Here is a 13,769-nt window from a genome sequence, read left to right as displayed (position 1 = left end):
AGTAAAGCCCGGAACTGTTCGGTATTTCAGCCTTCTTAGCGCTGATTCAGTACTTAATGTGATGAGGCTTTATGCGTATTGTTATACTTTGTTTCCCGTTTTTAGCAGCACTGGTGTTGGCCGGATGTGGTAGTACCGGTTCAGATGATACTTCTGCAACTTATACCAGCAGCTATATTCAGCTATATAACGGCTCGGCTAACAGCACTTCAACCCGTTTAACGCTTACCGACAGCAACGACAGCAGTTACTTAGCAGGCAGTGCAACCTACACCGATACCACAACTCTGGTGAGCTATGCTGCCGGCACTTATGATATAGCGTTAAGCCGGCTTAACAGCGCAGGTGATGACGTCAGCATACGGGAAGACAGTATTGAGCTTAAGCAGAGCTATAAGCACTTGCTACTGCTGGCCGGTGACTACGCCAGCCCGGATTTACTCAGCCTGGCTTTTTTACGTGATGACAGCCTGACAGACAGCTTTAAGTTGTATGTCGCCAGCTTACTAAGTGCAGACAGCGCTTATGATGTCTATATCAGTGATTCGGATGCCAGCTTTGCTGACGCCAGCCTGGTCGCAACCGTAAACTATCAGCAAATCAGTGAGCCACTTGAGTTCACGCTTGGCAGCTATATCATTTACATTACCGAAGCTGGCAGTAATGATGTGATCTTTACCTCATCCAGTTATAGCTTTAGTTATCTGACAGAGTACGTGTTGGTTCCACGTATAGCATCAGGCCCGCTGCAAGGTAACATCGCGGTAGACGTAATTAACAATACCACTACGGTTACACACCTGACTGACATAGCAGCAACAGCGCAGTTCAGGTTATATAACAGCGTAGACAGTACCGACCCCACCGACATCTACCTGAACAACAGTATTGCTTTCACCAGTCTGTCACATGATACGTTCAGTGACTACCTGCAACTGGACGCCGCAGATTACCGCTTATCAGCCACAGACATGGAGGGCAATTCTTTACTGAAAAATGCGCTACTGACGCTGAACCAGGGCGAGAGTAAAGCAGTAGTGTTATTTAAAAACAGTAGCGCAGTAGTAAGTTCGATAGTGGTTGAAGAGAGTAACCTGCCGCAGATTTATGATTTTGATATCAGTGTTGTGAATGTTATTACAGACTACCCTTCATTAAGCCTGTATTTTGTTCCGCCAAACGAAACTATTGATACCACTGAGTATTACATTACATCATTGAGCCAGGGCGCCCATACCGACATTAATTTGCCGGACGGCGAATACCGCATCTTACTGGTATATACCGACGGCAATAAGAACAAAGTGCTACTGGCAGAGTCAGAGTCTGAACAGTTCGTTGCTGGCCGTAATTACCTTCTGGTTGCTGAACCAGACGCGGCTGACTATAAAATAAGTTTATTGCACTAAAAGTATCTGAGGATATCGTGACCCGGTTATTGCTTATTGATGATGATATTCAAATGACAGGCTTGCTGGCAGAGTACCTGAAAAAAGATGGCTTTGACGTTACTGTACATAACAGCGCCATGACCGGGCTAGCCTGCCTGCGCCAGAATAGCTTTGATCTGCTGATCCTGGATGTCATGATGCCGCTCATGGATGGTATAACCCTGCTCCGGGAAATAAGACATAGCAACGGTATTCCGGTGATAATGCTGACTGCCCGAGGTGATGATCTGGATAAAGTTGTCGGACTGGAGCTGGGTGCGGATGACTATGTTGCCAAGCCCTGTTTACCACGTGAGTTAACTGCCCGCATAAAAGCTATCTTACGCCGGGTGCAGCATCAGCAACAGTACACAGAATTGCAATGTGGTGAGCTCAACATCCGCTCGTCCAGCCGCACCGTGTACCTGCAAAAGCAGAAAATTGAACTAACGGGGGCTGAGTTCAGCATCCTGTATTTGCTGGCACAAAAAGCCGGGCAAATCATCAGCAAAGCAGAGCTGTCTGAGCAGGCATTGGGTAAGCCACTCAGCAGTTTCGATCGCAGTATCGACGTTCACATCAGCCACATCAGGCAGAAACTCGGGCCAAGACCTGAAGGCCAGCAATGGATCACGGCAGTACGTGGCAAAGGTTATCAGTTCATATACTCTGCTTTTTCTTAGAGATTTACAGCATGCAACGACTATTCTGGCGTTTTTTTCTGGTGTTCTGGGCCACGCTGCTGATGGCGATAATGTTAGTCCGGCTTACGTTTGTCTGGCAGGATGACGTGCATATGCGCCCACCCGGCTTCACTATGCAGCCGCCACATGCAGAGCTGAATATGCCGCCTGAGCGTATGCCACCACCTTTTTGGCGCAGACCATGGCTGCATCTGCTACTACTGCTCAGCGCCAGCATTGTATTTAGCTGGCTGCTGGCCCGCTATATTGCAAGACCGGTACAACAACTGAAACAGGCACTGGCCGGGTTAGCCAGCAATAAATGGCAAACTCAGCTTGGGCCTGAGCTGACCGCGCGACGCGATGAGTTTGGTAGTTTAAGCACAAACTTTAATAAGATGGCTACCCAGGCAGCCGAAGCCATCGCGTCTCAGCGCCGTTTACTGCATGATGTATCCCATGAACTTCGCTCACCACTGGCCCGTATTCAAATTCTGAGTGGTTTGGCAGGCCAATCACCGGCTGACGCTGAATTAATGATCACCAAAATAGAGCAGGAAGTGACAAAACTGGATTTGCTGGTTGCCAAAATTCTGACATTTTCAAAACTGGAAGATGGCACTGCAGAGCCTGAACATATCAATGTTGACCTTGCTGATCTGGTGGAGTCAATTTGTGAAGATGCCAGGCTTGAAGCCAGTGCCAGCCAGAAATCATTGTGGTTACAGCTTAGCCCTGTTGCCAGTATTAAAGGTGATCCATCGCTGCTATACAGCGCAATCGAAAACGTGATCCGCAACGCGGTAAAATACACCCCCGCGTATTCAGAAGTCAGTGTCAACCTGCAGCAACATGGCCAACAGTTAAGCTTGCAAGTGTGCGATCAAGGGCCCGGAGTGCCAGAGCAACACCTTGACCGGCTGTTCACGCCGTTTTTCCGCGCCCACAGCAGCCATAATGGCATTGGCCTGGGCCTCAGTATTGCAAAACGCGTAATTGAAGCCTGCGGCGGCAGCATTACAGTCAACAATATTGTGCATAATAGTGCGATCGCCGGTTTCAAAGTTGTTATTACTTTTAGTGTCAGTTCATGGTCTGTTCAGTAACATCGGCTAAACTTGCTAGCTATTTTTTGTACCTGTATTTTTATGCGTTACACTGTAACGCATGCGGTAAAATTACAAAGGACCTGTCATGACCCAGCAACAGTGCTCAGTACTGATTATTGATGATGCTTATACAGTACGCGAGTACTTACGTCAGACCCTGTTACATCTGGGTATAAGTAATATTCATGAAGCCGCAAACGGCAAACGGGGCTTGCAGGTATTTGGTGAAAAGCAGCACGATCTGGTCTTTCTGGATATCGAATTGCCGGATATCAATGGTCAGCAACTTCTGCAGCAAATTAAGACAAAAGCCGATAAAACCCATGTGGTTATGGTCACAGCGCACAATTCTGTAGAAAACGTAAAAAGCAGTATTGCATCCGGTGCCAGTGGTTTTATTGCAAAGCCGTTTTCACCGCAGAAGATTAAGAATATTGTCGAACGCTGTTTAGCTGCAAAACTGAATTAGCAGATACTAAAACAGGCCGCATGTGATTGCGGCCTGTTTGTTTCTGGCATTAGTAATCAAATCAACGTAACTGCTGAAGAATATACTGCCAGGGCACCAACTTCAGGTTCTGGCCTTGCTCCGGCATGCGGTTACGGCCATCCTGTACAATCAAGGCGCCCTGTTCAAACCCCGGCCCCAGTGAGCGGGTTGTCACCTCCAGCCCGTCAGTTTCTGATGTACCATCTATACCCAGTACCGGGTTAGTGGTTATACGAAAGCGCAGTTGCTCGGAATAAGGTGCTGCTGCATCATACAAAACGTAGCTGTCATTGCCCTGACTTGATACCACCAGGTAGCGCTTGTCACCACTCTGTGCCAGTGCCAGCCCTTCAACATCGTCAACTAAACGCTCGCCATCAACCAGAATGATCTTCTCACCCTCGCTGCCAGCTGCCGCATTCGCGGCAAAACGCCAGATACCGGCATCCTCTTCACCGACAAACAATTCTGCACTGATATCATCGGCGACGCACCCTTCCGGTTGAGTTGGCACTTTAAGCGAACGCACCAGGCGGCCCTGCCAGTCTGCACCGTTGGCGTCTATCTGATACTGCTCGATAACACCGGACTTATCATTTACAAACACAAACACCTTTTTATCTGTTGTGTTCTGATACATGCACAAGCCATAAATATCTGTCAGACCGGTGTTTACCTTGCCCGCATCATGTAGTTTGCCCGAGGCGTCTATAGCAAACAATTGCAGGCTATTATCATCACGCGAGCTGGCGGCTGCGATATCATGTGACTTACCGCGCCAGCTCAGACCATAACGGACATCCACATTATTCAGGCGGCCAACGGCTAATTGCTGTACCCGCTTACCCTGCATAGTGTAGACATCGAGCCCGGCGCGTTTGTCTGTTGCCAGAATAAGACTTTGCGACGCCACGGCAGGATGATGCCACACCGCCGGGTCATCAATCACATCCCCTCGCTGACTTGCCGCTTCAGTTTGCACAGTAGGCTGAACCTGCGCCATGGCAGGCTTGCTGTGCTGCAACAACGCAGTATCCAGCGTAAACGGCACCTGCTGCACTGCAGCCCCAGTTTCACTGCTGACATAAGCCTGTAATGTTGTCTGTTGCTGGCTTACCGATAAATTACCGGCTTCTTCAAGTGCACCCAGTACCGTACTGCTCAGTACTTTGCCTTCTTTGCTCAGATGCAGCAGCCGGGCAGGCTCTTCTTCCAGTGCCAGCACATTTGAATCCGGTAATACCGCCAGCGCTTTTACTTCACCCTGCAACTGACCAAAAGGCTGATTAACCTGCACCAGACTGCGGCCTTCATCGGCTTCAGGTTCTGCCTGATAGCGCCAGATAGCCCGGTCTGCTTCAGCGATATACAAACTGCCCGAGTGATGGTCAACCGCGCAGGCTGTGCTGTCGTAAGGTACGTTCAGCTCACGAATGACGATAGGTTGAGCTAACCATTGCTGTTGCTGCTGTAACAGCAACTGATCTGCACCGCCGCGCCCACCAAGCAAAAACAGGCTCAGTTGCTGATTTTCGCTGCTGTGATAAAAGCAAATGTCCTCTACCACCCGGCTGTGCACAACTTGCCGTTGTAACAACACCAGCGGCTGGGCAGACGATGGCATCAGGTGCCACAGCATCAGGCTGTTGCTGTCTGACTCAATGGCTGCCAGCAGCGCATCATCAGGCCCCAATGCCTGTATAGCTACGCGGCTGAATTTACCACTTTGCCGGGCAATCAGTTTATCCGCTTTTTGCACACGTAATTGCGATGCATCTGTCATCAGCTGATATTGCTCATCAGCCAGCGTCACGTTCAGATAGTGACTGGCGCTCACTGCCAGTGCTGTCACGCTGTTGTCATCGTTTCTGTCTGTAGCTTGGTTACTGCTTTGGCAGGCGCTTAATGCAGCCGCCAGCACTAGCGATACACCAGCCAAGCTAAACTTAATATTCAAAGACATAACCTACCCTTTATTACCAGTTAGTGATCTGTACACCCAGCACAAAAGTGCGGCCGTACTGTTCATACTGGAAGTTGTAAGCTTTACTGCCGGTATAGGCGTAATACGGCTCATCGTTTAAATTCACCACGTTGAAATACAACTGCATACCACGCTGGAATGTCCATTTAGCGGTAAAATCGAGCTGCAGATGGTCATCGGAATACACATCGTAAGCGGCATCTGTCACATCACCGACTTCGGCTAAGTACTTAGATTTATAATTGGCTGCCAGGCGCAGGCTGATGGTGTCAGTCTCATAGCCCAGGCTCAGGTTAGCGGTCTTATCTGACTGACTGGGCAGTGCGACTTCGCGGCTAAATATACTGCCGTCGTCGAACCATTCAATATCTGCCGCAGAATCTGTCAGCGTCAGGTTGGCGGATAACAGCAGGTTATCCAGCCAGTTTCCAAAACCGGATACTTTATGTATGGCGTTAAGCTCAAGGCCATATAAATCGGCCTTACCACCATTGACATAGGTTTCTGCTTTAGCAAAGTCTGCATAGTCGCCTCGTCCGGCTAAATCCGCCTCATAAATGAAGTTATCAATCTGCTTGTAAAACAGCATCGCAGACAACACACCTAATTTGTCAGCGTAATGTTCAATACCCAAATCAACGTTGTTGGTTGTCAGTGCCTTCAATGCCGGGTTACCGAAACTGGCTTCGAGCTCATCATCGTCCTCTTCCAGGATAAACGCCGGGGCAAGCTGTTCGAAGTTGGGCCGCACGAGACCTGTACTAAAAGCGGCACGCACGATACTATTTTCAGATAAGTCGTAACGGCCAACTACTGCTGGCAGCCAGTAGCCTTTACTACTTTTTTGCCGGTTTTCGCTGAAGACTTCGTTGATATCATCATAACGTGTTCCAGCAGCATCACGTTGCTCGTGCTCGTAACGCACGCCACTAATCAGTTGCCAGTTATCACGCTCCCACTGCGCCATCAGATAACCTGCACTGATGTCTTCATCTACCTGATAATCATTAATACGTGATTCTACTTCATCAACATAATCTTCACGGCTAAGTGTGCTTACCAAGCGGTAAATACTGCCGCTGTCTATAGCGCCGCCCATAGTACCCAGGCCATAATCAACCGTTGTATTACTGTAGTCACTCATACTCAGGGCGCTGATGCCCGCATCCTCAAAATCTTCAAATAGCCAGACATCTTCGGCAGCTTCTTTTTCCCGCTGGCTGAATTTGGCGCCGGCTTTAAGCGTCATGCTACCGCTGGATTGAATAATTTCACGGCTCAGATCAAACTTGATATTGCGCTCGGTTTCCTTGGTATAGGTATCGCCCATCTCGACTTCTTTTAGCGCATATCCCTCTGTCAGATAAGCTTCAGCCGGAGCATTAAGACGGATAATCTGTTCACCGGTAAAGCCAACACCGTCATCAAACTCCTGCTCGAAATCGGCAGACGCGATGTTAAAAGGTGTGTCTTCATCGGCTTTGCTGGCGCCTGCCTCTAACTGCCAGTGCCAGTTACCATGGGTTTGTTTAGTACCCAGCACAATGGCGCTGATACTTTGTGTTTCTTCACGCTGCTTTAATGAGCGGATAAGTGCTGCTTCACCGCTAGCGCCGGCAAATTGCGGCTCAGACAGCTCCGCCACCAAAGCCTGGCGCTGTTCGTTGTCACTAAAACGGCTATACAAAGAGCGCAGATAATATTCGTTGTGGCTGCCCGGCCGGTAATCCATATTAAGCGCCAATCCTAACCGTTCACGGGTAATGCTGTAGTCCCGCAGTTCAAACTCTTCCAGGCCGTCGTCAAAGTCCCAACTGCCGCCCGTTTCTACGTTTTCTGAGCCAAACTTACGTTCAGCATAACTTGCTGCAATGGCAACCCCCAGGCTGTCGGTCTCGCCGCCGGCATCCAGTATTTTGCTGAAGACACCAGAGAGTTTAGGGCTGGTTTTGCTTTGCTGCTCGTTATAACCCGCTTCTGCGGTAACCGAGTAGAAATCATCGCTGCGATCAAAGGCAGATAAGCTCTTAATTTCGACAGTACCACCAAGCGAACCGGCGGCCATATCAGGCGTTAAGGTTTTACTGACTTCCACCGACTCCAGCAGATCAGATGGGATGACATCCAGCGCTACCGCCCGCCGGCCTGCTTCCGGTGCTGCCAGTTGGGTACCGTTATAGGTCACCGCGTTATAATCCGGCGCTAAACCACGCACTCTGACAAAGCGGCCTTCGCCCTGATCCCGCTCTACCGATAAACCGGCAAGTCGCTGCAGTGCTTCGCTGACGTTGCTGTCCGGAAACTGTCCCATCTCGTCAGTACTGGCAACGGTGACAATGCCGCCAGCGTTACGCTGACGGTTCAGCGCCTTACTGACCGCCCCCGACTGACCAACAACTTCTATATGTTCCACACTGTCGCTGGCTGACAATAGCTTAATATCACCCAGCTGCTGTGTAGTATCTGCCACAGTCAGCACCCGTGTTTCCGGCATAGCGCCAAGATAATTCACCAGTAAGGTATAAGTGCCTGAAGGCAGCTGATTAAACTGAAAACGGCCATCGGCAGAGGTAGTGCGGCGCAGCTTAAGCTCCGGAATACTCACTTCAGCCCCGGTCAGCAGATTACTGCGGTTATCGGTAATACGGCCCTGTACATCAGCATCGGCCAATGCCGGTACTGAAGAAGCACCACAAGCTAACATCACTGCGCAAGCCAGCAGGCTTGGCTTTTGTTTTATCAACCGGCGTTGGGTATGGCAGACATTTGACATCATATAAACAGCTCTCAGTTTGCAGGTAATAATGATGGGGCTAAAGTTTGCACAAGCTGTATGACAAAATGCCGTTTGTTAACACAGCTCACTGCACGCTACTGACCCGGGTCAGCAAAGCGCATCCCCAGGCGTAGCAGCCCTGATCTTGTCATCTGACTGTCATACTGCTTACCGACAATGGCGTTTTTGTTCCTGCGGTCAGTTTCATGTGGCGATTACACCGGTATAAGTTAGTTTTCAGCGTTTTACTGCTACTTAGCGCGTTGCTGATGGCCGTGTCATTCGGCAGTTTAAAACCGGTACAACTGTTTGATACGCTTGATATCTTAGGTGAAGGCACTACCTTGTTGGTGGCCTGCCTGTGGCTTGGGCTGATTATCAGCAGCCGCCCGGCGGGCCCGGTCACTGAATGGCTGTACTACGGCAGCTTGCTATTAATGTATTCTTACTTTCTCGACCTGCTGGACGAGTTCATCCGTTACCCGGATACGCTGCGCCTGATGAGCTGGCTGGAATCCTTGCCTGCGCCGGTTGGCATGCTGTTGCTGACATACGGCCTGGTCGGCTGGCACCGTGAGCAGCGCTCGATTGACCGGCAATTACGGGGTAGAGAGTTGTTTCTGCGCGACCACCATTTAATCGACCCCCTGACCCAACTGTACGGTGCCGACTATCTGCATGCTGTGCTGGGCCGTGAAATAGCGTTACACCGCAGCCAGCACAAGCCGCTCAGCCTGTTGCTGTTAGACATTGATGATTTTGCCGGCTTTAACCGCCGCTGCGGTATTGCCGCCGGCGATAATTATCTGGGTCAGTTGAGTGAGTTGTTATCCAGTCAGCTGCGCCACAGTGATGTGATTTGCCGCTACAGCGGCGACCGTTTTGTCGCTGTATTGCCAGATACCAGTGATGTACAAGCACAGATTATGCGACAGCACTTACAACAGCATCTGAGTATGCTTTGTAAAGACGACAACCAGCCACAGCTGACGCTGGTATGCAGTAGTGTAAGTCAGAGCAGTGCGGCAGCTGCGTTACAGGCAGCATTAAATGCCGTAACCACTGCGCGCCGCCAGCATGCCCCCCTGACAGTGCAGAACGCCTGATGCTGCCACGCCATTTCAGCTATCAGGATAAAATACTGTTGCTGCAACATGGCTGTACTGATCTACTACACCTAGCTCAGCGTCGTGGTGCCCTGCTGCATAAGTTACTTAGCGGTACCTCAATATTTGAGCAGGATATCCAAAAACCGCATGGCCGGTTGCATCATGCCGACTGGCTTAAGCTGCTGCAAAACTGCCAACAGCAACTAAACAGCCCGGAACTACCGTTCCTGCTTGGCACCACGTTGCTGCACAACCGCTACATCTCAGTAAGTCAGTGCCTGCTGTACGCCGCCGATCTGAAACAAGCGTTACGTCAGCTGCTCTATTTCCGTCATCAGCTATTTCCCGGCATCTATGTTCAGCTGTATCGCAGACAACAGGGTATTGTGCTGGAATTCAACACCGGCCTGACTCACGGCCAACAACACAGCACCGCCATGACTGTTTTACTTTCACTGTTACTGAGCCTGATTAAACTTCAGCTTGGTAGTAGCGATGGTATCAGTGCACAGTTAAAACATCAGCCACCGGCGCTGGCGTTACCCTATCAGTTGCACTGGGGCTGTGCAGTCAGTTTTAATCAGCCTTGCGACAGTTTGTTGATTGAGCATCATCTCTGGCATCAGGCCTTTTCTGCTGCAAATCCGGCTAAATTTGCAGCGGCCAGACGTACCTGCCGGCAGCTGAATCGTATATTGCCGCGCCAACGCGGCTTGCTGGAGCATATTTGCCAGCTGCAGCGGCGGGCACTGCCAGCCTTACTCAGCCTTGAGCAAGCCGCACAACAACTCGGCGTATCTGCCAGCATGCTAAAGCGCCAGCTTAACTTACACAAAACCAATTTTGCCCAGCTGTTAGATAGCGTGCGACGCGACGCCGCCCGCCAACTGCTGCAACAAGGGTGTTACTCCAATCGCCAGTTAGCCTGCAAGCTTGGCTATTCCGACGAGCATAACTTTCGCCGGGCGTTTAAACGCTGGACCGGCCTAATTCCCAGCAGTTTTAAAGAGCTGCAGAACAGCCATTAATCCATTTTTGATCTTCAGGAGATAACATGAAAGCCATTTTGCTTTGCTTATTTTTTGTCTTTGCCGGCGCCAGCGTTGCCAGCGATATAGACACGTCTGCACCAACGCAGACTGTATTGCGCTTCGCTGTGCTGGGCGATGCCGAGCCTAAACCCGAGCCGCAGTTTCCTAATCTGGCGGCAGCCGTTGCAGACATCAACAAACTGGCACAGCAGCAAAAAATTGACTTTGTTGCCGGTATTGGCGATATCGCGCACAAAGGCAGCCTTATCCAGTACGAAAACGCAACGCCTGTCCTGCAACAGCTTACTATGCCATTTTATCCGATCATGGGTAATGAAGAGCATGGCAGCACAGTTGAGCGCTTTATGCAGTTTGCTAACACGTGGAATAAAGGCAACGTTACGCTGACATCACCAAGCTATGTGCTCGAATTTGAAGACGTTGCACTGGTGTTTACCTCGCCGGACCACGGCCGCGATTTCAACGACAGTGGTATAGCGTGGATAATGCAGCAGATAACACAACTGCAACCCAAGCCTGTCTTGCTTTTGGTACACAGCGCCCAGACCGGCGTTTATCCGGAGAATGCAGAAAAAGGCATCCGCCATAAGGGATTTAGTGACGTCATAGCGCAGCCAAACCTGGCAGCGGTCATTTCCGGCGACCTGCATATGGACATGGACAGAGTGACACACTCAAAACAGTTGGGAGCCGTGCATTATCTGCACATACCGGCACTGGAGCGGACAAAAATTCCGGATGAGAGCCACCATACCGCGATGTTCAGGGTGTTTTCGTTGCAAAGCAACGGCCTGATGCAGGTTGAGACCTACCAGACCAGCGTACAACAGCCATTAAAGCGTCATGCTTACCAGTTCAATTTACCAGCCGGCAAGTAATTTAATTCCCCTGTCTGTTCAGTCAGTTAACAGATAGCGCCAAAAAACTGCTCAAGTTTCAACCGGTAGCTCCGATAACAAGCTAACAGAAAAACCTTGTGGAGCAGACGATGGAGATTACATCCGCTTCGCAACAGTTTGCGGTTGCCGAACAGAAACACCTTGCTTATAGTCGCAAACAGCAGTTACTAAGCAAAAACGAACAACACCCAACCCGCACAAATGCACCAGCCAAGCCAGCCGTTGCAGCTGTTCAGCCGCAACAGGTTGTCAGTGGTCAGGCAGAAGATATCGCCGAAGCGCAGGACGATGAACAGGTATTTAACGCCTTTCAGACCGTCGGCATGGTTAAGCGTATTCTGGCCCAACTGAGTAAACACACCGGCGACTGGCTGGACAAACCGCTGACGGCAGAATTTTCAGCAAAAGACCTCAACAGCTTCTCGTTTAGCTCAGAAATAACCACACAGTCAATTTGGCTTAGTAGTAGTCAAAGTCAGCAAAACAGCGAGCAGCAATGGCTGGCTACAGAGCAGTGGGAATTTGGCTATCAGGCTGTGCAAGCCAGTTTCAGCGGCGAGCTGACACTGAAAAACGGTGAAAGCATCAGCTTCGCGCTGGATTTCAGGATGGAGCTCAGCTGGGCCAGATACAGCTACACCGAGCAACCTGTGCAGGATCCGTTACTGGTCAGCTTATCCGGCGAGCCGGTGCAGCTAAGTAAAGACCGCAGCGAGTTTGACTTGCGCAACGACGGTAGCAATATTCAACTGCCACAGCTGGCGGCCCGGCAATATTATCTGGCATATGACCGTAATCAGGATCAGCAGGTAAACAATGGTACAGAGTTGTTCGGCCCCCGTACCGGACAGGGTTTCGCGGAACTGGCCGGATTTGATGACAACGCGAACGGCTTTATCGACCCCGGTGATGATATTTGGCAGTACCTGTATCTGTGGCGGCCAGAGCAAAGCTTGCTCAGTATGCAGCAGGCTAAATTAGGCGCTATTTCTATTGAGTCCGCAGCGACACCTATGCCGCTGCATAATGCCGATAATACTCTGGCTGGCCAGCTGCAGCGCAGCGGCCTGGCGTTTATGACAGACGGCAAACCTGCACTGGTACAGCAAATTGATTTAGTAGTGTAAAACAACAACAGGATAAGGCTTAGCTCTTATCCTGTTGTTCCAGGAAGTCTTTAAACTCTATGGTGTAAAGTTTTAGTAGCACCAGCGTCAACGCAAAAATAATCGGGCCGTAAATCAGGCCAATCAAACCAAACAGCTGGATGCCGCCCAGTAGCGACAGAAACAGCAGCAAGGTATTCATACCGCCACTGCCCTGCATCAGGATAGGCCGTAGGAAATTATCAATAGACCCCACGACTATTGCGCCCCACAGTGCCAGAAACAGCGCCCAGGGCCAGTCACCGGTCAGTAGCAGATACAAGCTGGCGGGCACCCAGATAAGCGCCGTACCAATAGCCGGAATTAATGACGCAAACGCCATCATCGTGCCCCAGAACAAACCAGGCAGACCAACAATCGCCATCGCGATGCCACCGGCAATACCCTGTGCTATCGCCGTTAAAAAAGATCCCATGACGGCAGAGCGCGCCACGGCTTTTGCTTCAGCCAACAACGCATTTTCCTGCGAGCGTGACAGTGGCAACACCCAGTACAGCGTATCGACAATTTTTTCGTGATCGCGCAGCAGGAAAAATAAAATAAACAACATCAGCATAAAGCCGAGGATCAAGCCGGTAATATCCCCCACCAGTTTGGTACTCAGATCCAGCAATTCTTTGCCAAAGCCTCCGGCAAACTCCGTCAGCTTCTGCACGATGCTGGCAGCACTGATTTGCTCAGTTGGTAACACCTGATTGATTTTTTCCAGCGCACTTTGCAAAAACGGATGCTGTAACAGCTGCTCCGCGCCGCCGCCATCGAGCCACTGATAGCTTTGCTTAGTAAAGGTCACGCCCTGGTTGACTATCGCCATAAACACCAACGATGCCGGCACCAGGATCACTACGACCAGTAAAGCACAGGAGATGATAGCCACCAGATTTGGCCGGCCCGGGATCTTTTGTTCGATATACTGATGTACCGGGAAACACAGTAACGACAATACGAATGCCAGCACTATGGCCCCTACATAAGGCGCCACCAATAAATAACTGCTGTACAGCGCCAGCAACAGCGCAATAACCAGTATCCAGTGTCGCATGCCGGCTTCAAACTTTGTCATACTCACCC

At 50.4% G+C, this 13,769-nt stretch carries 11 protein-coding genes; 8 read left to right on the top strand and 3 right to left on the bottom strand.

Going from position 1 to position 13,769, the window contains the following annotated elements; genetic code table 11:
* The first annotated feature begins 71 nt into the window (after positions 1-71).
* The 4 genes from LHL18_RS14580 to LHL18_RS14565 all read left to right on the top strand — a co-directional run bounded on the left by LHL18_RS14580 (position 72) and on the right by LHL18_RS14565 (position 3,691).
* Complete coding sequence (locus LHL18_RS14580; protein ID WP_226767602.1) at positions 72-1,409, top strand: DUF4397 domain-containing protein; 1,338 nt, start codon at positions 72-74, stop codon at positions 1,407-1,409.
* A gap of 17 nt (positions 1,410-1,426) precedes the next feature.
* On the top strand, positions 1,427-2,113 hold the full coding sequence (locus LHL18_RS14575; protein WP_226767601.1) for a response regulator: 687 nt from the start codon (positions 1,427-1,429) through the stop codon (positions 2,111-2,113).
* Between the two features lie 11 nt (positions 2,114-2,124).
* On the top strand, positions 2,125-3,219 hold the full coding sequence (locus tag LHL18_RS14570) for a sensor histidine kinase (RefSeq protein WP_226767600.1): 1,095 nt from the start codon (positions 2,125-2,127) through the stop codon (positions 3,217-3,219).
* An 88-nt stretch (positions 3,220-3,307) separates the two neighbouring features.
* A complete protein-coding gene (locus tag LHL18_RS14565; protein WP_134057214.1) occupies positions 3,308-3,691 on the top strand; it encodes a response regulator in 384 nt (127 codons plus the stop codon).
* Between the two features lie 61 nt (positions 3,692-3,752).
* Here the strand turns inward: LHL18_RS14565 and LHL18_RS14560 are convergent, their stop codons facing one another.
* Both LHL18_RS14560 and LHL18_RS14555 read right to left on the bottom strand, forming a co-directional pair.
* The gene (locus tag LHL18_RS14560) at positions 3,753-5,675 is read right to left on the bottom strand and encodes a phytase (RefSeq protein WP_226767599.1); all 1,923 of its coding nucleotides are present in this window, start codon (positions 5,673-5,675) and stop codon (positions 3,753-3,755) included.
* Between the two features lie 13 nt (positions 5,676-5,688).
* Positions 5,689-8,472: a TonB-dependent receptor gene (locus tag LHL18_RS14555; RefSeq protein WP_226767598.1), complete on the bottom strand. Its 2,784-nt coding sequence runs from the start codon at positions 8,470-8,472 to the stop codon at positions 5,689-5,691.
* Positions 8,473-8,678: 206 nt separating this feature from the next.
* Between LHL18_RS14555 and LHL18_RS14550 the strand changes: the two genes are divergently transcribed.
* From LHL18_RS14550 to LHL18_RS14535, 4 genes are all read left to right on the top strand, one after another.
* Positions 8,679-9,578, top strand: a complete 900-nt coding sequence (locus LHL18_RS14550; protein WP_226767597.1) for a GGDEF domain-containing protein — start codon at positions 8,679-8,681, stop codon at positions 9,576-9,578.
* Positions 9,578-10,609, top strand: a complete 1,032-nt coding sequence (locus LHL18_RS14545; protein ID WP_226767596.1) for a helix-turn-helix transcriptional regulator — start codon at positions 9,578-9,580, stop codon at positions 10,607-10,609. Before LHL18_RS14550 ends, LHL18_RS14545 begins: the two co-directional genes overlap by 1 nt.
* Before the next feature lie 26 nt (positions 10,610-10,635).
* Positions 10,636-11,511, top strand: coding sequence for a metallophosphoesterase family protein (locus LHL18_RS14540; RefSeq protein ID WP_226767595.1), 876 nt, complete (start codon positions 10,636-10,638; stop codon positions 11,509-11,511).
* A 110-nt stretch (positions 11,512-11,621) separates the two neighbouring features.
* Positions 11,622-12,659 carry a hypothetical protein gene (locus tag LHL18_RS14535; protein ID WP_226767594.1) on the top strand — a complete coding sequence of 346 codons (1,038 nt, stop codon included), beginning with the start codon at positions 11,622-11,624 and terminating at the stop codon, positions 12,657-12,659.
* A gap of 19 nt (positions 12,660-12,678) precedes the next feature.
* Here LHL18_RS14535 and LHL18_RS14530 read toward each other — a convergent pair whose 3' ends face one another.
* Positions 12,679-13,761 (bottom strand): AI-2E family transporter, encoded by a 1,083-nt coding sequence (locus tag LHL18_RS14530; RefSeq protein WP_134057224.1) that lies wholly within the window; start codon positions 13,759-13,761, stop codon positions 12,679-12,681.
* Positions 13,762-13,769: the final 8 nt, after the last annotated feature.

The organism is Rheinheimera aquimaris, assembly GCF_020531985.1.
In the GTDB taxonomy this organism is placed as follows: Bacteria; Pseudomonadota; Gammaproteobacteria; order Enterobacterales; family Alteromonadaceae; genus Alishewanella; species Alishewanella aquimaris.
The sequence above is the reverse complement of the archived record's forward strand: the minus strand, read 5'-3'. Positions and strand labels throughout refer to the sequence as shown.

What these genes read in the sequence shown, in the direction of transcription:
- LHL18_RS14560 (WP_226767599.1), bottom strand. Translation starts at nt 5,675, where the DNA reads ATGTCTTTGAATATTAAGTTTAGCTTGGCTGGTGTATCGCTAGTGCTG.
- LHL18_RS14580 (WP_226767602.1), top strand. Translation starts at nt 72, where the DNA reads ATGCGTATTGTTATACTTTGTTTCCCGTTTTTAGCAGCACTGGTGTTG.
- LHL18_RS14540 (WP_226767595.1), top strand. Translation starts at nt 10,636, where the DNA reads ATGAAAGCCATTTTGCTTTGCTTATTTTTTGTCTTTGCCGGCGCCAGC.
- LHL18_RS14555 (WP_226767598.1), bottom strand. Translation starts at nt 8,472, where the DNA reads ATGATGTCAAATGTCTGCCATACCCAACGCCGGTTGATAAAACAAAAG.
- LHL18_RS14550 (WP_226767597.1), top strand. Translation starts at nt 8,679, where the DNA reads ATGTGGCGATTACACCGGTATAAGTTAGTTTTCAGCGTTTTACTGCTA.
- LHL18_RS14535 (WP_226767594.1), top strand. Translation starts at nt 11,622, where the DNA reads ATGGAGATTACATCCGCTTCGCAACAGTTTGCGGTTGCCGAACAGAAA.
- LHL18_RS14530 (WP_134057224.1), bottom strand. Translation starts at nt 13,761, where the DNA reads ATGACAAAGTTTGAAGCCGGCATGCGACACTGGATACTGGTTATTGCG.
- LHL18_RS14570 (WP_226767600.1), top strand. Translation starts at nt 2,125, where the DNA reads ATGCAACGACTATTCTGGCGTTTTTTTCTGGTGTTCTGGGCCACGCTG.
- LHL18_RS14545 (WP_226767596.1), top strand. Translation starts at nt 9,578, where the DNA reads ATGCTGCCACGCCATTTCAGCTATCAGGATAAAATACTGTTGCTGCAA.
- LHL18_RS14565 (WP_134057214.1), top strand. Translation starts at nt 3,308, where the DNA reads ATGACCCAGCAACAGTGCTCAGTACTGATTATTGATGATGCTTATACA.